Origin of the sequence: Natrinema salinisoli, from assembly GCF_020405205.1 — an archaeon.
GTDB classification, from domain to species: Archaea; Halobacteriota; Halobacteria; order Halobacteriales; family Natrialbaceae; genus Natrinema; species Natrinema salinisoli.
This window is the reverse complement of record NZ_CP084469.1, coordinates 879,493-896,982: the sequence shown is the minus strand read 5'-3', so window position 1 is coordinate 896,982 and position 17,490 is coordinate 879,493. Positions and strand designations below refer to the sequence as shown.

The window sequence follows — 17,490 nt, the reverse complement described above, 5'->3', positions numbered from 1 at the left end:
AAGCAGGAAAGTTTACGGTACATCGGCTTTTTGGCTCGCGTATGTCTACCCGCTCACGAAGCGGTGGCGGTGGGTTCGTCGGCGCGGTCAGAGCCGACATTCAGCGGCTCCACGGGGCCTGGATGGAGATCGTCTTCCCCCGGCAACGCGGCCGCGGCCACTCCGTCATGGGCAAGTGGAAACCCGAGACGCTTCCGCAGAAGATCGGCTATCACGGCTGGAGCGTCCTCGGGATCATCGGCCTGTTCGCCCTCTATCCGCTTACCGTCCTCGGCCTCGGTACCCGCTACTACGCGGCGAAACTCGACTCGACCAGAACCAGACTGGGGATCGTCGGCGTCACGGGCGTCGCGCTACTCGGCTGGGGACTGTTAACGCTCGCCTGGGGCGCGATGTCGTACATGGAGCAGGTCGCCATCCCCACCGATTCCGTCCTCGCAGTCGCAGCGGCGAGCGGCGTCGCGACGGTATCGACCGCACTCGCCGCGACGACTGCGAAGGTCGGCGGCCGCGGCACGACAGTTGGTTTCGCCTACCCGTTCGCGATGACGGCGCTGTTCCTGCCACCCGTCGTCGCCGCGCTCGTCACCCCGTCGCTGCATCCCTACGTCCTCGACCCCAGCTACGAGTTCGCCGTCTGGGTTCTCGACAACGTCTTGTTCGTCGGCGGCGTCAGCGAGTATCTCCGGTCGAACTACACCCTCGAGGGAGTCGCCTATGCCGGGATGTGGGTGGGTATCTCCTTCCCGCTTGGCTGGTTCCTCGGAGGCGTCGTCACGCTGGCGAATCTCGTTCGACCCTCGGAGTAATCCCGTCGCTGCGTTTCCCTTTCGGTCAAGGCTCGTGAACGGACTGCCGATTCCCGATACCATTAGGAGCCTCCTTCCTAACGGCCGCATATGGAGTTCGACCTTCCGAAGACGGCAGCCGTGTTCGTCGTCGTAATCGCCCTCGGCGTCGGCGGATTGCTGGCCGCACCGATGATGGGGATGAGTACCGTCCTGATGATGGTCGCGCCGTCGATGATCGCCTTCGGGCTGCTCATGCTCGCACTCGGCGTCAAACACGGCGAGTATCGCGCAGCGGGCCGGTAGTAACGGGCAGGTACCGGCTCTCTAAGTTAACTGATTTCGAACCGCTGGGATCGTGACGATCGCGTCAGCACTGCCGCTTCTTTGAGCGAACGGAAGAGAAAATCGCTACTGAGCGTCTCGAACAGTCCTCGACCGCGGCCTTCCTACATGTAACCGAGGTCGCGCAGACGCTCCATCAGGTCTTCCTTGTCCTGGGCGCGGCCCGCGCGTTCGGTGGTTCCCTCGAGGTCCTGCAGCCAGGCGGGATCCTCGGTGTTCTTTTCGGTGCTGATCTCACTGCCGAGCGAGCGGAAGCCGGCGAAGTACTTCGGCGAGATCGGGACGTCGTCCTGTTCGACGCCCTCGGGGAGGTCGTCGTCGGCTTCGGGGACGTAGCCCTCTTCGGGGAAGTTCTCGACGGTGTCCGGCACCACGAAGTTCCAAAAGGCCTCCCACACTGCGGCCTCGTCGAACTGCAGGATGGGCTGGATGCGGTCGTGGGGTGGGTAGATGTCGGGGTCGTGGCGCGGCGAGAAGAACGTCTCGTCGGCGCGAGCTTCCTGCTCGTCCCAGCGGACGCCGGAGATGACGCCGTCGATGTCGTACTCTTCGAGCGCGTCGTTGAGCGCGACGGTCTTCAGCAGGTGGTTGCCGACGTAGGTGTCGAGCAGGAACGGGAACGTGTCCTCCTCGTACTCGAGGATCTCGCGGACGTGGTGCTGATTGTGCTCGGAGAGCTCCGAGATGTCGATGTCGTCGCCGGGCTCGAGGCCGTGTTCGTCGACGTATTCGCCGACGTCCTCGTTGCGCGCGTAGATTACCTCGAGGTCCCACTCGTCGGCCCAGTGGTCGACGAAGTCGTGGATCTCGTCGAAGTGCTGGTAGTGGTCGATGAACACTGCGGGGGGCACCTCGAGATCGAAGCGGTCGGCGACCTCCTTGATGAAGTACAGCGTGAGCGTCGAGTCCTTGCCGCCGGTCCACATGACCGCCGGGTTCTCGTACTCCTCTAGGCCCTCGCGGGTGACCTCGATCGCCTTCTCGATCTTGTCCTGAATGTGCTGGTAATCGACGGGGTCTTCACCGGTACCGTCGTCGTAGTCGACGTCGACGTACTCTGGGAAGTTCTCGGTCATCTCGTAATTATATCTAATTAGGAGCTGTAAATCCTTTGGGTCGGCGGAAAGGCCTGTCGGCATCTCCGACCGCTCAGCGTCCGTCTTCGGACCTGCGTCTCCCCCGTGGCCCCACCCTGCAGCGTCGCTGGCGACGGTACCGAGTGAGCGGCTACATTCGAGTTGCTCGAGTCTCCTCTCTGATCCCACGACAGGGGCGCGTGGAACGGGCAGCGTCGACGGTGTCGGCAAATATTTCGAGCAGCAGGCGGACTGTCTGTGAACTGGGAGGGGAACCCCGATTCCAGGGGCGACAAACGAACGTATTACTTCCTGCGTCACGACTGTCACCACATGACGAATCTAGACGACGAGACGATCATCGTCACCGGTGCGAGTAAGGGACTGGGTCGGTCGATGGCGCTTCACCTCTCCGAGCTCGGTGCGAACGTCGTCCTCGTAGCCCGAAGCGAAGACGAACTCGAGGCCGTCGCTGCGGAAGCGGAGGGCGAGACGCTGGTCGCGCCGGCTGACGTTCGCGATTCCGATGCGGTCGACCGGGTCGTCCGGTCGACGATCGATCGGTTCGATGGCGTCGACACGCTGATCAACAACGCCGGGATCCCGGGCGAGCACTTCGGCGACGAGCGCGGGTCCCTCCTCAATACGGACGAAGACGAGTGGGATCGCATCATGGCGGTCAACCTCAAGGGGGTCTACCTGTTCACGAAGCGCGTCCTCGAGGCGATGCTCGAGACCGGCCAGGAGTCGGGGAACGTCCTCAACGTCTCCTCGGGCCTCGGGAGATACGCGGTCCCCAACGCGTCGCCCTACATTACGTCCAAATGGGGACTCGAGGGATTCACTCGGGCGATCGCGCTCGAGGTCGAAGACGACGGGATCAACGTCAACGCGATCGATCCCGGCGGCCGGGTCAACACGCAGATCTGGGAGCACCTGCCCGAGGACGAACGCGCGGAGATCCTCCAGCCCGACGTGATGGACGACGCCGCTGCGTCGCTCGCAGCACAGGGAGCCGACGGCGTGACCGGCGAATCGAAGACCACCGAGGAGTGGGAAGCGCACTTCGAGTGACGGCACCGCCGTCGGACTCGAGCGGGGAGCGGACGTCGATCGCGTCAATCGAGCCGGGCCGCTGAACGCGCGAGCCGTCAGGGCGATCCGAGCCGCCCCTGGCACCCGTGACAAAACCTCACATCCGCCCGATTGTGCGTTCCACACGCCGGACAGCGGACGGTCGACGACTCGTTGGTCTGGATTCCGATCCCGCTTGCCAGTACTGCGAGCACATCGTCCTGTTCGGTAACGTCGTCGGCCCCACGAGTCCGCGCCCACTCGTTGATCAGATCGTCGTCGCGTAACCGCTCGAGTCCCCTGACCAGTCCAAGAAAGCAAAGCGTCGGGGCAATCATCACGAAGGCAGCCACGGCGAGCCGGCCGAGGAGTTCGAACGTGCCCAGGTCGTTCATAGGCACGGTTCGCCGCGAGGAGTACAAACGTTTACCGCCGACAGGTCGGTCGTCGCCGTGCTCGAGTACGGGGACCGATTTTCGCGTGCGCCAACGGCAGCAGTCACGCGGCGGGGACCACGCGATAGACCCCACCGCCGTCGACACCGGTCCCGAGTACGTAGAGCTCTCCCTCCTCGTCGCGGCCGAACGAGAGGAGTCGCTCGAGTCGCTTCCCGTTCGCGACCTCGATGACGGTGGTCGGCCACAGGTCGTTCTCGTTTTCGGGGCGGGTGGCAGCGAACAACCGTCCCGACGCCAGGAAGTCGCCGAAGACGTACGCGTCCGCCAGTGACGGTACTATTTCACCGTCGTATACGTAGCCGCCGATGACCGAGACGCCCGCCACGCCCGTTTCCGAATCCTCACGCGGATATTCGATAATCGGATCGCGCAGCGGCTCGCCACCGCGGACGTCTGCCGGCGTCTCGTCCGGACACTCGTCGGCGTTGTAGCAGTGAGTCCCCTCCTTGATGTTCCAGCCGTAGTTCCCGCCCTTCTCCACGAGGTTGACTTCCTCGTAGTCGTTCTCGCCGACGTCTGCGACGAAGAGGTCGTCGTCGTCGAACGACAGCCGCCACGGGTTCCGAAAGCCCCACGCGTAGTACTCGTCGAGTCCCGGGCGACCCACCAGCGGATTGTCGTCAGGCACCGCGTACCCCTTCTCCCCCTGTCGTTCGTCGACGTCGAGACGCAAGATGCTGCCCAGGAAATCCGTGGTCACGTCCTGTCCGCCCCCGCCGCCGCCCCCGCCGGCTCCGACGGCGACGTAGCAATAGCCGTCCGGCCCGAACGCGATATCGCCGCCGTTGTGGTAGTTCTTCGGTTGCGGAATCTCGAGGATCACTCGCTCGGAGCCCGGTTTCGCCCGCCTGCCGTCGTCAGTGGCCTCGAACGCGGCGAGGACGCCCGTGTGATCGAAGTCCGCCGGCGTTCCGGATCGAGACGGCGAACTGTAGTGGACGAACAGGCGGCGGTTCTCGGCGAAATCGGGATGCAGGGCGAGTCCCAGCAGGCCTCGTTCGCCACCGGTCACGACCGTTTCGCGCAGGTCCAGAAACGGTTCGTCGCGCCGGCCGTCCGACTCGTGAGCGTAGATACGGCCGTCCCGTTCCGCGACGTATCGTCGATCGCCATCGGCCGCGAATTCGACGGCCACGGGCGCCTCCAGTCCGCCGATGACTCTCTCGAGGCCCACCGTCTCCGGCAGCCGGTCGATACTCGCGGGCGACTCGGGGTCAGTGATGGACGATCCGATCGATGACCCGACGAGTCCCGTCGCACCGACGGCTGCCATCGACAGGAAGCGCCGTCGGCCAGTGGGAGATACCATAGCGCTCGTCGTACGACTTCGAGATGCAAATAGCCGTGTGGGATCGAGAGCGGCCGCTGTCGGAAGACGACGCGTCCCAACTGAACGTCCCCGATGGAGTTCAGTCAGTGATGAACTTGTTATCTCGCCAGTTGACGCCGCCCTGTCCCGAGCCGTGGTCGCGTGGCCCTTCGACGACCTCGATGTCGGCCGGTCGCGGTTCGCCGTCGACGATGCGGGTCGCCTCGAGATCGCCGTCGCGTTCCGAGATCGCCGTCAGGGTCCCTTTCTCGGCGGCTTCGGCGATCCCACAGAGGACGAGGAACATCTGGTACTGCAACAGCGAGTTCTGGAGGACGGTCTCGCGGTCGCCCTTGAACGCGGCGAACTCGACGAGTTCCGACTCGATCTCCTCTTCCTCTTCCTCGTCCCAGCTGAAGGACTTCTGTCGGCGCTCGTCGGGGTCTTCCTCGTAGACCCGGTTTTCCGTGACGCTGGCCTTGAGCTGGGCCGTCGGGGTGTACTTGCTGACCGACTGATCCTCGGCGACGGCCTTCAGAATCAGCGTGTTGTTCCGCCGCGTGATCTCGACGTCGGTGATTCCTTCGGGAAAGGTCGCATCGTCGATATGCTCGCGAAGGTCTTCGAGGGGCAATTCGAGCGTCGAATGGAGCCGATAAACGTGTCTGGATTCCTCTGTTGACATTGTGGGAAGGTGTGTACGGCGATACTCGTGATATGCTAGTACGAGCGCGTGACTTATATGACCTGCTATTAGATCCGTGACGTTTCGGGACAGATAAATCAACGCAGCGGTCGCGACAATTATGCGCTCGTGAGCGTCTCCTCGAGCTCGCCGCGTTCGTCGAGTTCCTCGAGCACGTCGGAGCCGCCGACGAACTCGCCGTCGACGAACGTCTGAGGGATCGTCTCCCAGTCGCTTCGGTCCGACAGCGCCGCTCGGAACTCGTCGAGCGACTCGAGGACGTCGACGGTCTCGTAGTCGTCGCGATACTGGTCGATCAGGCCGAGCGCCTTGCGGGAGTAGCCACACTGCGGCATCAGTTCCGTCCCCTTCATGAAGAGAACGACCTCGTTCTCCTCGATGGCTTCGGCGACCTGTTCGTCGACTTCGTCCTGGTCGAGACCCTGGTTCGGTGGGAACTCCATATCCACCGATACGGCCGTGACGGGCATATGCCTTGCGTCATCGGCACTCGGGAAGCCAGACTCGAATCCCGGCCGACGCTGGGTCCGAAACGAGAGGGGGCTACTGCTGGAAGAATGCCGGAAAAATACTGGACCCGGTGGATCCGTCAGTCCGCCGCGGTCGGCGTCTCGAGGACCTCGAGTTTCTCCGCGGCGTAGCCGAAGACGTTCCGATAGCCGTTCGACGACATGAGAACCGGGTAGAACGGTTCGTCGGCGATCTGCTCGTCGCCGTCGGCGGCAGCGAAGGGCGCGCCCGCTTCGACTTCGGTGAAGTTCTCGACGAAAACTTCGTAGCTGTCGGCGTCGCCCTTGTCGATGACGTCGGTGAGCCGGTAGACCGGCAGGTCGTTGTAGATCGTATCGCCCGGCAAGGCGTCGACTGCGGTGAGAAACGCGCGAGTCAGCCGATCGGCGTTCTGCGCGGCCGTCTCCGAACCCTGCAGTCCGCACTCGACTTCGACGGTGTCGACAGCCGAGAAGAGCCGCCCCTCCGCGAAGTTGCTCGTCTCGACCATCGCCGTCACGGGGAGTTGTGGGACGATCTCTTTGGCCGTCTCGCTGACGCCGTTGACGATCGCGAACGGATCGGCGTGACTCTGTGTCGAGTGCATCGAGAAGGTCAGACACCCCTCGAGTTCCGCGACGAGTTCGTTCGCGAGCCTACCCTCGTGTGTCTTCGCGTTCGGATCGCCGGGGAACGCACGGTTGAGGTCTTCGTCGATGAAGCGAACCCGTCGTTCCAGCGCCTCTTCGTTGGCGATGATGAGTTTGACGGGCCGTTTGACGGTCGGGCGTTCGTCGAGCAGTCGCTCGACGGCCCGGACGCCACAGGGTTCGTCCCCATGAACGCCCGCGACGACTGCGACTTCCGGCGTCCCCGACCCAATCTGTGCGACTTTCATTACCTATTACTTGGGCTGAGACGGGAAAGGCGATTCGGTCTCTCACAACCCGAACCGGTCAACCGTCGCGAACGATCGACGGATACCGTGCCAACGTCACTCATTAATCACCTGCTTCCCGATCCGATCGGGGTCGACCTGTCACGTGCGACGATCGACGACGGCAGTCGATCAGTCCTCGAGCGACTCGGCGTACTCGTAGTCCGCGGCGCTGGCGATCGGCCGCTCGCCGTCGAACTGGATCCGCCAGCCGTCGATTTGCGCGGGGTCCTCGAGCGCGTTGGTAAGTGCGGTTCGGACCGCGAGCACGTCGACACCGTAGTAGTCGTTCGGGACGCCGTGCAGGTACTGGAGTGCGGTCTCGAAGAGGCTCCGCATTCCGTCGTCGTTCTCGAAGTCGACGTGTTTGTAGGCACCTGCCGCGACCTGCACCATTCCGTGGCAGTACTTGCTCTCGGTGGAGCCGTTGCCGTAGTTGTACCACTCGTCTTCGAAGCAGTCGTGTGACTCGTGGAACGCACCGTCGTTGAACAGTCGAACGCCGTGTCCCGTCGCACGGCGGAGCGTCGCGTGCTCCCACCGACCCGCGGACGGCTGCCACCCCGTCGGGTTGCCGGCGGGAGCCTCGACGGTGGAGTCGCGGGTATGGTCGTCCATGATCGTACGGAGGAGCGCCGAGCGGGTAATTTCGTCGGTTCCGTGCCCCCGATCGCGCGGAGGCACCGGTTTTATTTCACTCCGCCCGATACATGAACCAGATGGCTCAACCGTATGGCCGGTGCCCTCACTGTGGTGAGCGCCTCTACGCCCACATCGAGGGGGGCTACCAGTGTCTGAACTGCGATCGGCGGTACACCGAGGCGGAGCTCGACGAACGAATGGCTTGACATCCGCCCACGACTGAAGTCGTGGGATTCCTCTCGCGGGAGTCTCAGTCGTTTGAGTCCCCGAGAGCGATATTCTCGCGTGTAGCGGTACTTTGGTTTGTGTATTCCTCGTTGGCTGTTGTCTCCACCGCGATGGAGGGCGGGCTATGGTCTTCCCGCCAGTTGTGATTGGTCCACTTGAGGTACACAGGCCGTGCCATCGGCCTCACTCCACTATTTTGCCGTCTCAGGAACGATTCCGAAGCCACGAGGTCAGCGTGCCCTTCGAACCCGCACGGACACGTCAACGAGTCTCCGTGGCGAACCGTGTCCTCGCGTTCTCCGCATTCCGGACATGTTTGGCTCGTCCACGCTTCGGATTCCTCTTCGACCGTGATGCCGTACTCTTCGCAGACGCATTCGAGGCGATTGATGAACCGACGGTACGCCCAGAAGTTGTGCGTCTTCTCGTTCACACGCGGCGACCAGTGCGTATCGAGAACCCCCTTGATGTCCCCGACGTACAACGTTGAGACGCCCTCGTCGTAGAGACGTTCCACGAGGTCGCGGACGAGCGCGTCTTGGGCGTGGTCACGCCGATTTGTTCGCTTGCGGTACAATCGGTCGATGCGGTTGCTTGACTTGCGCTGGTCTTCGAGGAGCGACTGATAGTACGCAATTCGCTCTGTGATTGACCAGAACTCCTCGAACAGGTCGCGTCCTCCGTACAGATACTGGGAGCCGGTTGAAACGGTGCAGGCGACGAGGTTGTTCGCTCCCACGTCCAGAGCGGCCTCTTCGGAGGCCAGTGGTGAATCCAGTCGAGAATCGTCAATGGTGACTGGTTGATAAGCCCTGAACGTGTCCGTGAGTTCGTCGTACACGATTTCGAGCCGATTCTGCTCGCCGTGCCACTTCGGGTCACCCGCAACCTCAATGCGAAGGCGTTGGTTCCGATTCAATCCGAGTTCGTCTTTGAGTTCGGAACCGATGGGGAGTTCGAGTCGGGAGCGTTTCCCGAACTTGATGGTGTACTGGTCGTTGCGAACGTACGTACGGAGGATGCGTCCGTCTTCTTCGTTGCCCCAGTAGCCGGGTAGTGACGGTTTCTCGTTGAGTTTTCCAGCGTGGTATTTCTCGTTGAGGCTGAAGAACGACCGCCATGCTTCGCTGTTCTTGCGGATTACTTGCTGAGCGACACTACTACTGAGGACGCCTTTGTACTTGCCTTCGAGTTTACCAGTATCGACACTCCAAACAGATTCGTCGTTGAAGAACTTTTGACGGCGAGCGTAGTTGGTTTCGTTCCAGAGACTGGCAGAAGCGTCCAACCAGCGTATGATTACCCGACGCTTCTTCTGCGAAGCAGGGCGGACGCTAAACTCGTTGGAACGCTTCATCACATTTGGATCCGGGACGAGTATATGTAAAATTATTGTTTGACGTGGGAGACTCAGCCTTCTGTCTCTCGTGGATTGTGTCGTCCTTCGTCGGATTCATCCCACGACTAAAGTCGTGGGCTTTCTCCTTGCCTTCGTGTAATCCGGTGGGGATCGGCCGTCCCGACCGGTCCGGTTCTCGGCCGCTCCCGGCGATCCCTCGAGTCCGGCCCGGGGAACGCTTAGGAGGCCGCGCACTGAGGCAGAGATATGCTACCGGATTTCGTCTGGGACCGCCACTCGAACCCGAAAAGCGGGTGGACCCGCCTGCTCGCGTATCCCGTATTGATCGCCGCCGGCTTCACACGGCGATGGCGGCTACTCGGGCTGACGGTGGTGTTTCTCGTCTGCAATCCGTTCCTGTTTCCCGAACCTGATTCCGAGTCCGACGACTGGATGCACACCGTCGTCCGCGCCGAACAGCAGTGGAGCGATCGCGGACGGCCGTTCATCGGGGTCGGATTTCCGCAGATACTGAACCTGCTCCAGCTTCCGGTCTTCGCGTCTAATATGTACGCAGTGTACAGACGACGACCCGTCGCGACGGTCGTCACGACCGCGGCGACGATGGGGCTGAAACTGTGGTTCGTCGCCGAACTGGTTCGCCGATACGATCCCGCAGACGGGTCGACCTCGTGAGTTCCTTGCCGACGCGGTCGAGCGGTGTGGCGGCGTCCGCTCGAGCGGTGAATCGCACGATTTAACCGCGATGAGAGTCGAGTTACGACTGCGTGCGAGGGTAGCCAAGCGGTCAACGGCGGCGGACTCAAGATCCGCTCTCGTAGGAGTTCGTGGGTTCGATCCCCTCCCCTCGCACTCACCATAGTGCGCGGCAAGACGGAGCGTCTTGCCCTCGCAAACTTCTGCCGACGACTGATATAGGAGAACAGCGACTGGTTCGTCGATACGTGGTGGGTTTCCGTCCGCGCTCGACGAACGGACACGTTGCGCGCTCGCTCGTGCGCGGGAGCGAGGAACTCGAGACGCCGAGGGTCGGTGCTACAGCATACCGACGTACCGCTGCCTGTTGAACAGGTAGATACCCGACGTGAAACAGAGTGCGATCGCGAATCCGTACGCGCCGACCGCGGAGGGAGGCGCCGACGACCGCAGCGTGACCGCCAGATAGACGAGCCCGTACGCGGCGAGCGGGACGCCGACGTAGAACCACACTCGCGGGACCCAGTCCGTCTCCGCATCGCGGGGAGCGGTCACGTCGACGAAAAGCGCGACGACCGTAACGTACGAGAGCAGTACTACCCCGATCATCGAGACTGCGGAGACGCCCAGACCGATACCGCTGTCGGGTCGCAAAACGCGGTGCCCAGTACTATCGGCGTCGCCAGTACGTAGACGCCGACGGGTTTCCACCACTTCGACTCGGCGGTGTTCTGACTGACGACGTCCCGTGGGCTCGAGACTCGACGCTCCCGATCGAGTCGCTCCGTCACCCACCCGGTGACCGCGGCAGTGGCCATCACGACCAGGACCGTGAGTCCGACGCCGATGGCAAGCAGAATCGACGTCGAGACGACGGCAATCACGGCCAGTCGCGACGACACGGTCCCGATCGTCGCGACCGTGTTGGCGACGGTTACGATCGCCATCCCGATCGCGCCGACGAGTCCCGTCCACATCCCGGCGCGGGAAGTCTCCGTCTCCCGCCCGCTGTAGCGATAGCCGACGATCGCACCGGCAAGAAGCAGGGCTTCTCCCGAAATGGATCCTCCGAGGACCATCCCCTCGCTCGACACCGACACCGAATCCCAGGAGAGGGCGACGGTGAACGGAATCGTAGCCAACCCGGCGAGGATCGCAAACCGGAACGAATCGTCACTCACCTCAGCCCGGAGTTCGCGAAGCGCAGCCACAGTATTCTTCTGTTTGGGATCGGCGGTAATATACTTCCCACATTAGACATGAAATTACGAGCTACGTGGCCGATGGCTTCTTCCGGTACCAGTTCGATACCAGATGAGAGACGTTCTCCGAGTCGATCGCGAACGGTCTACGTTCGATCGAATAGTCGCACTCAGAGAGGATACAGACGGCGCTCGATTTCTCGAGTACAGAAGGGCGCTCTGGCACCGGAACCGGACCGCACTGACTACGACCACTTTTCAGCACGGATCACCGAGGGAGGACGATGAGTGATGTCACAGCGAACTCGAATCGCGCGATCGTCGCGGCTCGCGCCGCCGCCGACGGTGCCGCCGTCGCGGCGGGCTCGTTTCGGACCGATCTCGCAGTCGAGGAGAAAGACGGAAAGACGGACGTCGTGACGCAGGTCGATCGCGAAGCACAGGAGGCCGTCATCGAGACCATCCGCGAGGAGTTCCCCGACGATCCGATCGTCGGCGAGGAAGCCGACGCGCTCAAGGAGGTCCCCGAGACGGGCCCGGCCTGGATCGTCGATCCCATCGACGGAACGAACAACTACGTCAACGGCTCGCGCGCGTTCGGGACAGCCGTCGCGGCCGTCGTTGACGGCGAACCGGTCGGCGCGGCGTTCGACTGTCCCGCGCTCTCGGATACGTACAGCGTCGGTCCCGAGGGCGCGTCTCGGAACGACGACCCGCTGTCGGTCAGCGACTGCAGCGACCCGGAAGCCGCCACCGTCTGTCCGACCTTCTGGTGGGATTTCGACCAGCGCGACCAGTACGCCGCGGCCACCCGCGCAGTCGTCGAGCGATTCGGCGACATGCGCCGGTACGGCTGCGCGCAACTCGAGCTCGCGATGGTCGCCTCGGGTGCGCTCGAGGGGACGATGACGAACCTGCGAGTGAACCCGTGGGACACCGTCGCCGGCGTCGGGCTGATCCGCGAGGCCGGCGGCGTCGTGACCGACCTCGAGGGTGACCGCTGGCGACACGACAGTACGGGGCTGGTGGCCTCGAATGGGCGGATCCACGACGAATTGCTCGCGGCTGCCCGCGAGATCGAGGCGTGAGCCGACACGCGTTCGCGGTCACCCAGCCGGACAGTCTGTCGCATTGAAACCGGAAACGGTAAGCGGCCCCCACTACCCGATTCGGGTATGGACGACTTCATCGAGCGGTTCGGGGCCGAGCGGGTATGGGCCGCGACCGTCGCGACGCTCGTCGCCATCGTCGGACTCGGCGCGCTCCTCTTCCCCCAGCAGGTGTACGTCGAGTTCATCTGGCAGTACTACTGGGGGCCGGTCGTCGCCGACGCCCACAGCTGGAACTGCGTCGCCTGGGCCGACGGGCAGCAACTATCCTGCGAGGAGGTTGGCACCACTGGAGTCGGCCCGACGGCCGAGCCCGGCTACACGTTCGTCTCCTACGCCGGATACGTCCCGACGCTGGTCCTGTTGCTGGTCGGGATCATCTTCCTCCTCCGGCGTCTCGGGATCGAACGGTTCCGGAGAGCCTTCTTCGCCCTGTTCCCGTTCATGCTCTTCGGCGGGGCGCTGCGGGTCGTCGAGGACGCCAACGCCGCCGCCTTCGCGACGACCGGCGAGATGGCGATCCAGCTCCCGTGGTCGGGGCTCATCATCAGCCCGCTGATCTACTTCACCGTCTTCTTCATCGCCCTCTTCGCGCTCGTCGCTTCCATCTGGCTCGATCGCAAGGGCTACGTCTCGGGGTACGAGTATCCGCTGGCTGGATTCGGGACGGCCCTGTTGACGCTCACAATCGCGTATCTCGCCTACGTCGCGGCAACGGAGCCGTACGCACAGTTCTATCCCCTCATTCCGCTGGTCATCCTCGTGGGCGCGACCCTGACGACGGCGATCACGTGGGCCGCGATCGGTCGCTACGCTCCCGAACTGAACCGCGGCACCGAGTCGATGGGGATCGTCGTCATCTGGGCCCACGCGGTGGACGGGGTCGCGAACGTCATCGGTCTCGACTGGGCGACCTCGCTCGGGCTCCCGGCCAACCTCGTCCCGAAGCACCCGATCAACAGGGCGATCGCCGAGACGACCGCCGACGTGCTCCCCGCCGATATCGTCTCGCTCACGGGGTCGGCCTGGCCGTTCCTGCTCGTGAAGATCGCCGCGGCCGTCTTCATCATCTGGATCTTCGACGAGACGGTCTTCGAGGACAGTCCGCGCTACGCGATCTTGCTCATGATCACCGTCGTCGCCGTCGGCCTCGGTCCGGGAACCCGCGACATGCTGCGGGCGACGTTCGGCGTCTGATCGGCTCGGTTCGGTTTTTTCGGCGGTTCAGTCCCTGTAACCACTACCGAGTTCGATCGTCTCGAAGCTGACGAACCGTCGAAACGAATGTACGTTCGAGAATATCGCGGCGTCGGTCGATTCACCGACGACCGACCGTTACAGGTCGTCGGCCACAATGTTGTCGTCGGTGATACGATCGTACCGAACAGTCGGCCCCAATGCCGAAGACGTCTCGAAGGCAGTTGAGGGACTCGAGAGACCACGAGCGCCGAACCTGACCCGTTCTCGCGCTCGAAAGTGCCGTTCGTGTCGACCGAACTGTTGCACCGTCCTCCCGAGGTGTGGTCGTTTCCGACGCGTTTCGGTTGGCACGGCGTCCGCGGTTACCCGAGGTAGACCACAGTGATCCGCCGTTTCTCGAATAGCGTTCGATCGCCAGCGGTTGGTGTCTCCCCCGTCTATCCGTCCGAGTCGACCGCCGAATCGTGGCTGATGTCGAGCAGGTCGAACACGTCGTCAACACTCATGTCGGTTCCTTCGTCGCCGCTCGTATCGTCGACAGCCGACATAACTCCCGTTTCGAGTTCCTCGAGTCGGTCCGTGACTTTTTCCAAATTGAGAATCCGGGGGGCAAGCGTGAGATACGTCGTCCCGTTTTGTTCGTAGAGGTCGTCACTGGTCATTTTCGGTAACCGGCCTTCAGAGTCGTCTTCGACTTCGATTTCTCCCAGCGCGGCTACCTCAACGGGCGTTGGGAGCTCGAGCGTCCCGTCAACAATCGCCTGTGGGAGCACCAGTGTAGTCCTGTCGAGACGAGTCTCTCCTTGGCCACGGACGGTGTAACAGAGCGAATCCTCGACAGTGAGTGAGCGCTCAGCAGTCGCAATGCCGAGGACGATGCAATTCTCGAGAATAACCTCGCTTCCGACGACGTTCCCCCTGACGACACAATCGATTAACCGGACGCGCTTCCCAGTAACGGTGCCGTCGATCCGGGAGCCGGTCGCAACGATCTTACCGGGACTGCCGAGTTCGCCTCCGATATGGCTCTCATCGAGTTCAGCGGACTCGGCCGCCATCACGGATCCCTGGACCGAAGCGTTCGGATCTCCTTCAACTGTCCCTCCATAGATACTCCCCTTGACCGTCGCGGATTCGCGTATCCGTACTGGACGGTCGATCTCCGCCTTCTCAGTCGGGAAGATTCGACCATCATACGTCTCCGATGCCTCTACGACTGCCCGCGTAGCTTCCATGTCTGCCATCAGTCGTCCACCTCGTGTTCGACGGTGACGTCTTCTTTCGGAATCGTTTCGGCTACTGCATCGGTATAGGAGATCCCGAGCGGTGACTGCTCACCGTACTCCTCGAGTGAGTCGCGAACCTGCTCTCTCGAGAGCCTCTCCTTCCGCTCCGGATCGCTCACACGACCGGCGCCAGCGATTAGTTCGTCGCTTCCGGGGATCGACTCCAGCGAGACGGAACACCAGTCGGTGCCGCCATCGGACAGTCGCGACGGAACGATCGTCTTCCGTGTCTGCACACCGTCGTGCTCGTATTCGATTACGTAGTACGGTACCTGCAATGGCGTGGCTTCTTCGCTCGGCAGCGACCGGTCCAATGGATCGAGTCGGTGATCATCGATCTGTTCCAGCAGTTGATCCTGTCGATCGATATAATCGTGAATCGTTTGAACGGTCTCGCTCGTTGTCTCCCTGACGGCCGTCGAACGCTCTTCACCCACCGCGGCATTGTGACCTTGCAGTACCTGCCAAGAGGTGGTGACTTGTTTCGTGAACGGGCGCTCGATACCCTCCTCGAACTGCTCTTCGTCAATCTCGAAAATGTGCGAGCCAAGATTGCGAATCCGCTCCTGAGCGGTCTCGTCGAGATCTCGATGTTTTTCGGCGTAGCGGTCGTTGATCGCCTGTAGCCGTTCGTCCAACTCGGAGCGTTCGGTACGGATCTGTTCGTGCTCCGCCTCGATTTGCGGTTTCACGGACTTTACCTCCATTACGTATTCCATCAGCTTCAGTTCCGCCTGTGCCTGAATATTCTCGTGTATCGCGTCCCGAATGCTCTGTGCAGCTTCAGTCACCGCCGTTTTGATTTTCTCGACTTCTCCAGTCAGCTTCTGGACATCTTCCCGAAGCCGAGCTATGGTCTGGTTGATCGCTTTGAGCGGCTTGAGAAGGTCCTCGTTCGGCATTACTTCTCACCCCCGTGGGTGCGGGCGGAGGCACCCAACAGCCGATCCTTCTTCATCCGATACCTGTTGACGGCACCGGAGAACGATGTCCGACCGCGTGTTTCCAGCATCCAATCCTCGCGGTGGTGTTGCTTCTCGACCGCGATTTCGTCGTCGTGAAGGCGCTGTTCGTGTTCCATCTGAGCCGCAACGCGCGCGTCCTCCCGCTCTTGCGCGGCGACGAATTTCTCGACCTCGCGGCGTCGTTTTTCTTCGCGCATGATCTCCGCCTTCTCTTTTGCAGCCTGTTCGGCGTTCTCGATGCGTTCTTGCTCCTCGTTGCGCGTTTCCTCCAGGATGCGGTCCGTCTTCGCGTCGATTTCGGAGAACGACGCTTCCACTTCCTGCTCGAACTCGCTTTTGCGCTGTTCGTTGAGTCGCTCGTATTTGACCATCAGATCGCCAATTTCCGAAACTTTGCCCTCTGCCGCCTTTGCTTCCGTCTTCAGGTCACGTATCCGGGACCGGAGATCGCGGATTCGGTCGGTGGTCGTCCGTATTTCCTCACTGCGTTGCTCGAACTCGCGCTCGTGGAGTTCGGACTTCTGGTCCTCGATGTTCTCGTACAGTTCACGCCGTTGATCGTCCTTCTCGACCCACAACTGGTCCCAGACGGGATTGACGATATCGTCTTTGATCCGATGGCGGGGGACGACCGCGTCCGTTCCGTGGGTAGTCCGACAGGTTTCACAGTACCAGTCACCGGCCTGTGGATCCGAAAGTTCGACCGTGGATTCGATATCGTCCGTCTGGCAGTCCGGGCAGTAGAAGTTGTAGCTCACCATCCCGAATGCGTCGGCAGCCATGCTGATGTGGTCGTTGAGGAGGTCGATCGCCGTGTCCTGTAGTCCCGACAACTCGCCGGCCAACTCGCGGCTCGTATCGGAAAGCGACTCCAGATCAGCCTCAGCACCGTCTTCCGTGGCCATCTGCTCTAACTCATCTAACTCTTCGATAGCCGACTCCGCTTTCTCGACGCTTACGTCGACGGGAGCCGAGACACTGTCCCCAGCGTTGGCCATCGAAGCAAACGTCTCAACGGCATCAGCTTCCGGGTCTGACCCCGCAACGATCGGCGCTTCGACGGTGTATTGTTCGGCGTTCTCGATCTGTGATTGGACGTGATCGAGCGTATTCGTAACTGTCACCTCGATCGGGTCGTCCCGATTCATTACCACCGGGAGGTCCTCGATGTCCGTCAGCTGTTCATACGCATCGGTAACGGCGCTTTCGTCGCGAAGACTCTCGAGTTCGAAGGCGGTTGTCTCCAGCGAGTTCGTCGCATCGTAGACGACCGTGCCATCCTGAACTGGGAGACAGTGCCCCGTCCAATACCCCTTCTGGACCGACTTGACGGTGATATCGGGGTCCTGAGAGGTGAGATATTTGTAGCCACCGCCACCGATTGCGATCCCGGCGATCACGAGCCCACCGCCGATAGCGGCCCCCACACTCGCGAGGAACGCTCCGATACCCGCCACTACTGCGGCAGCGCTCACTCCGACCACGTACCGCAGCCGGGTTCGTTGTTGCTCGAGTTGCTCCGAGAGGGGTTCTCGCAGCACCTCGTTAATTGCGAGTGCCTGTGCATCCGTTTGATCGACGCCGTCGTCTCCTTCGTAGAGAACACTACTGACGCGCACA

Annotated in this window: 20 protein-coding genes and 1 tRNA gene; 8 read left to right on the top strand and 13 right to left on the bottom strand. The window is 62.2% G+C overall.

The features are described from left to right. The first annotated feature begins 41 nt into the window (after positions 1–41). Both LDB05_RS04490 and LDB05_RS04485 read left to right on the top strand, forming a co-directional pair. Complete coding sequence (locus tag LDB05_RS04490; RefSeq protein ID WP_226006731.1) at positions 42–809, top strand: hypothetical protein; 768 nt, start codon at positions 42–44, stop codon at positions 807–809. Positions 810–899: 90 nt separating this feature from the next. Continuing rightward, the gene (locus LDB05_RS04485; RefSeq protein WP_226006730.1) at positions 900–1,094 is read left to right on the top strand and encodes a DUF7333 family protein; all 195 of its coding nucleotides are present in this window, start codon (positions 900–902) and stop codon (positions 1,092–1,094) included. A gap of 143 nt (positions 1,095–1,237) precedes the next feature. On the opposite strand, the gene LDB05_RS04480 is transcribed toward LDB05_RS04485, so the two are convergent. Next, entirely contained in the window at positions 1,238–2,209 is a 972-nt protein-coding gene (locus LDB05_RS04480) for a phosphoadenosine phosphosulfate reductase family protein (RefSeq protein WP_226006729.1), read from the bottom strand. Between the two features lie 333 nt (positions 2,210–2,542). Between LDB05_RS04480 and LDB05_RS04475 the strand changes: the two genes are divergently transcribed. Further along, a complete protein-coding gene (locus tag LDB05_RS04475) occupies positions 2,543–3,283 on the top strand; it encodes an SDR family NAD(P)-dependent oxidoreductase (RefSeq protein ID WP_226006728.1) in 741 nt (246 codons plus the stop codon). A 77-nt stretch (positions 3,284–3,360) separates the two neighbouring features. Here LDB05_RS04475 and LDB05_RS04470 read toward each other — a convergent pair whose 3' ends face one another. The 6 genes from LDB05_RS04470 to LDB05_RS04445 form a co-directional block, all read right to left on the bottom strand. After that, positions 3,361–3,678, bottom strand: a complete 318-nt coding sequence (locus LDB05_RS04470; RefSeq protein ID WP_226006727.1) for a zinc ribbon domain-containing protein — start codon at positions 3,676–3,678, stop codon at positions 3,361–3,363. Between the two features lie 103 nt (positions 3,679–3,781). Beyond that, the gene (locus tag LDB05_RS04465; protein WP_226006726.1) at positions 3,782–5,050 is read right to left on the bottom strand and encodes a PQQ-dependent sugar dehydrogenase; all 1,269 of its coding nucleotides are present in this window, start codon (positions 5,048–5,050) and stop codon (positions 3,782–3,784) included. A gap of 100 nt (positions 5,051–5,150) precedes the next feature. Next, positions 5,151–5,735 (bottom strand): DUF7110 family protein, encoded by a 585-nt coding sequence (locus tag LDB05_RS04460; protein ID WP_226006725.1) that lies wholly within the window; start codon positions 5,733–5,735, stop codon positions 5,151–5,153. Positions 5,736–5,854: 119 nt separating this feature from the next. Next, on the bottom strand, positions 5,855–6,199 hold the full coding sequence (locus LDB05_RS04455; protein WP_226006724.1) for a glutaredoxin family protein: 345 nt from the start codon (positions 6,197–6,199) through the stop codon (positions 5,855–5,857). A gap of 146 nt (positions 6,200–6,345) precedes the next feature. Further along, positions 6,346–7,143: a M14 family metallopeptidase gene (locus LDB05_RS04450; protein WP_226006723.1), complete on the bottom strand. Its 798-nt coding sequence runs from the start codon at positions 7,141–7,143 to the stop codon at positions 6,346–6,348. Between the two features lie 171 nt (positions 7,144–7,314). After that, positions 7,315–7,800 carry a DUF309 domain-containing protein gene (locus LDB05_RS04445; protein ID WP_226006722.1) on the bottom strand — a complete coding sequence of 162 codons (486 nt, stop codon included), beginning with the start codon at positions 7,798–7,800 and terminating at the stop codon, positions 7,315–7,317. A gap of 101 nt (positions 7,801–7,901) precedes the next feature. On the opposite strand from LDB05_RS04445, the gene LDB05_RS23375 reads away from it, so the two are divergent. After that, complete coding sequence (locus tag LDB05_RS23375; RefSeq protein ID WP_284145787.1) at positions 7,902–8,030, top strand: hypothetical protein; 129 nt, start codon at positions 7,902–7,904, stop codon at positions 8,028–8,030. 44 nt (positions 8,031–8,074) lie between these two features. On the opposite strand, the gene LDB05_RS04440 is transcribed toward LDB05_RS23375, so the two are convergent. Then, entirely contained in the window at positions 8,075–9,409 is a 1,335-nt protein-coding gene (locus LDB05_RS04440) for an RNA-guided endonuclease InsQ/TnpB family protein (protein WP_226006721.1), read from the bottom strand. Between the two features lie 249 nt (positions 9,410–9,658). Between LDB05_RS04440 and LDB05_RS04435 the strand changes: the two genes are divergently transcribed. Further along, positions 9,659–10,087 (top strand): DUF6653 family protein, encoded by a 429-nt coding sequence (locus LDB05_RS04435; RefSeq protein WP_226006720.1) that lies wholly within the window; start codon positions 9,659–9,661, stop codon positions 10,085–10,087. A 94-nt stretch (positions 10,088–10,181) separates the two neighbouring features. Continuing rightward, positions 10,182–10,264: transfer RNA gene (locus LDB05_RS04430), tRNA-Leu, on the top strand. A gap of 183 nt (positions 10,265–10,447) precedes the next feature. Here LDB05_RS04430 and LDB05_RS04425 read toward each other — a convergent pair. Continuing rightward, positions 10,448–10,717 carry a hypothetical protein gene (locus tag LDB05_RS04425; RefSeq protein WP_226006719.1) on the bottom strand — a complete coding sequence of 90 codons (270 nt, stop codon included), beginning with the start codon at positions 10,715–10,717 and terminating at the stop codon, positions 10,448–10,450. Then, positions 10,714–11,319 (bottom strand): DUF5518 domain-containing protein, encoded by a 606-nt coding sequence (locus LDB05_RS04420; protein ID WP_226006718.1) that lies wholly within the window; start codon positions 11,317–11,319, stop codon positions 10,714–10,716. The genes LDB05_RS04425 and LDB05_RS04420 overlap by 4 nt, the downstream gene beginning before the upstream one ends. 275 nt (positions 11,320–11,594) lie before the next feature. Here LDB05_RS04420 and LDB05_RS04415 point away from each other — a divergent pair, with 275 nt between their 5' ends. Together LDB05_RS04415 and LDB05_RS04410 are read left to right on the top strand one after the other, a co-directional pair. After that, entirely contained in the window at positions 11,595–12,398 is an 804-nt protein-coding gene (locus LDB05_RS04415; protein ID WP_226006717.1) for an inositol monophosphatase family protein, read from the top strand. Positions 12,399–12,485: 87 nt separating this feature from the next. After that, entirely contained in the window at positions 12,486–13,616 is a 1,131-nt protein-coding gene (locus LDB05_RS04410; protein WP_226006716.1) for a DUF63 family protein, read from the top strand. A gap of 440 nt (positions 13,617–14,056) precedes the next feature. Here LDB05_RS04410 and LDB05_RS04405 read toward each other — a convergent pair whose 3' ends face one another. From LDB05_RS04405 to LDB05_RS04395, 3 genes are read right to left on the bottom strand one after another with little or no spacing between them, the layout of a single operon-like run. Then, on the bottom strand, positions 14,057–14,863 hold the full coding sequence (locus LDB05_RS04405; protein ID WP_226006715.1) for a hypothetical protein: 807 nt from the start codon (positions 14,861–14,863) through the stop codon (positions 14,057–14,059). Next, positions 14,863–15,807 carry a hypothetical protein gene (locus tag LDB05_RS04400; RefSeq protein WP_226006714.1) on the bottom strand — a complete coding sequence of 315 codons (945 nt, stop codon included), beginning with the start codon at positions 15,805–15,807 and terminating at the stop codon, positions 14,863–14,865. Before LDB05_RS04400 ends, LDB05_RS04405 begins: the two co-directional genes overlap by 1 nt. After that, complete coding sequence (locus tag LDB05_RS04395) at positions 15,807–17,489, bottom strand: hypothetical protein (RefSeq protein WP_226006713.1); 1,683 nt, start codon at positions 17,487–17,489, stop codon at positions 15,807–15,809. The genes LDB05_RS04400 and LDB05_RS04395 overlap by 1 nt, the downstream gene beginning before the upstream one ends. Position 17,490 lies beyond the last annotated feature (1 nt).

What these genes read in the sequence shown, in the direction of transcription:
- LDB05_RS04465 (WP_226006726.1), bottom strand. Translation starts at nt 5,050, where the DNA reads ATGGTATCTCCCACTGGCCGACGGCGCTTCCTGTCGATGGCAGCCGTC.
- LDB05_RS04490 (WP_226006731.1), top strand. Translation starts at nt 42, where the DNA reads ATGTCTACCCGCTCACGAAGCGGTGGCGGTGGGTTCGTCGGCGCGGTC.
- LDB05_RS04435 (WP_226006720.1), top strand. Translation starts at nt 9,659, where the DNA reads ATGCTACCGGATTTCGTCTGGGACCGCCACTCGAACCCGAAAAGCGGG.
- LDB05_RS04450 (WP_226006723.1), bottom strand. Translation starts at nt 7,143, where the DNA reads ATGAAAGTCGCACAGATTGGGTCGGGGACGCCGGAAGTCGCAGTCGTC.
- LDB05_RS04445 (WP_226006722.1), bottom strand. Translation starts at nt 7,800, where the DNA reads ATGGACGACCATACCCGCGACTCCACCGTCGAGGCTCCCGCCGGCAAC.
- LDB05_RS04475 (WP_226006728.1), top strand. Translation starts at nt 2,543, where the DNA reads ATGACGAATCTAGACGACGAGACGATCATCGTCACCGGTGCGAGTAAG.
- LDB05_RS04460 (WP_226006725.1), bottom strand. Translation starts at nt 5,735, where the DNA reads ATGTCAACAGAGGAATCCAGACACGTTTATCGGCTCCATTCGACGCTC.
- LDB05_RS23375 (WP_284145787.1), top strand. Translation starts at nt 7,902, where the DNA reads ATGGCTCAACCGTATGGCCGGTGCCCTCACTGTGGTGAGCGCCTCTAC.
- LDB05_RS04455 (WP_226006724.1), bottom strand. Translation starts at nt 6,199, where the DNA reads ATGGAGTTCCCACCGAACCAGGGTCTCGACCAGGACGAAGTCGACGAA.
- LDB05_RS04400 (WP_226006714.1), bottom strand. Translation starts at nt 15,807, where the DNA reads ATGCCGAACGAGGACCTTCTCAAGCCGCTCAAAGCGATCAACCAGACC.
- LDB05_RS04415 (WP_226006717.1), top strand. Translation starts at nt 11,595, where the DNA reads ATGAGTGATGTCACAGCGAACTCGAATCGCGCGATCGTCGCGGCTCGC.
- LDB05_RS04405 (WP_226006715.1), bottom strand. Translation starts at nt 14,863, where the DNA reads ATGGCAGACATGGAAGCTACGCGGGCAGTCGTAGAGGCATCGGAGACG.
- LDB05_RS04480 (WP_226006729.1), bottom strand. Translation starts at nt 2,209, where the DNA reads ATGACCGAGAACTTCCCAGAGTACGTCGACGTCGACTACGACGACGGT.
- LDB05_RS04470 (WP_226006727.1), bottom strand. Translation starts at nt 3,678, where the DNA reads ATGAACGACCTGGGCACGTTCGAACTCCTCGGCCGGCTCGCCGTGGCT.
- LDB05_RS04425 (WP_226006719.1), bottom strand. Translation starts at nt 10,717, where the DNA reads ATGATCGGGGTAGTACTGCTCTCGTACGTTACGGTCGTCGCGCTTTTC.
- LDB05_RS04440 (WP_226006721.1), bottom strand. Translation starts at nt 9,409, where the DNA reads ATGAAGCGTTCCAACGAGTTTAGCGTCCGCCCTGCTTCGCAGAAGAAG.
- LDB05_RS04410 (WP_226006716.1), top strand. Translation starts at nt 12,486, where the DNA reads ATGGACGACTTCATCGAGCGGTTCGGGGCCGAGCGGGTATGGGCCGCG.
- LDB05_RS04485 (WP_226006730.1), top strand. Translation starts at nt 900, where the DNA reads ATGGAGTTCGACCTTCCGAAGACGGCAGCCGTGTTCGTCGTCGTAATC.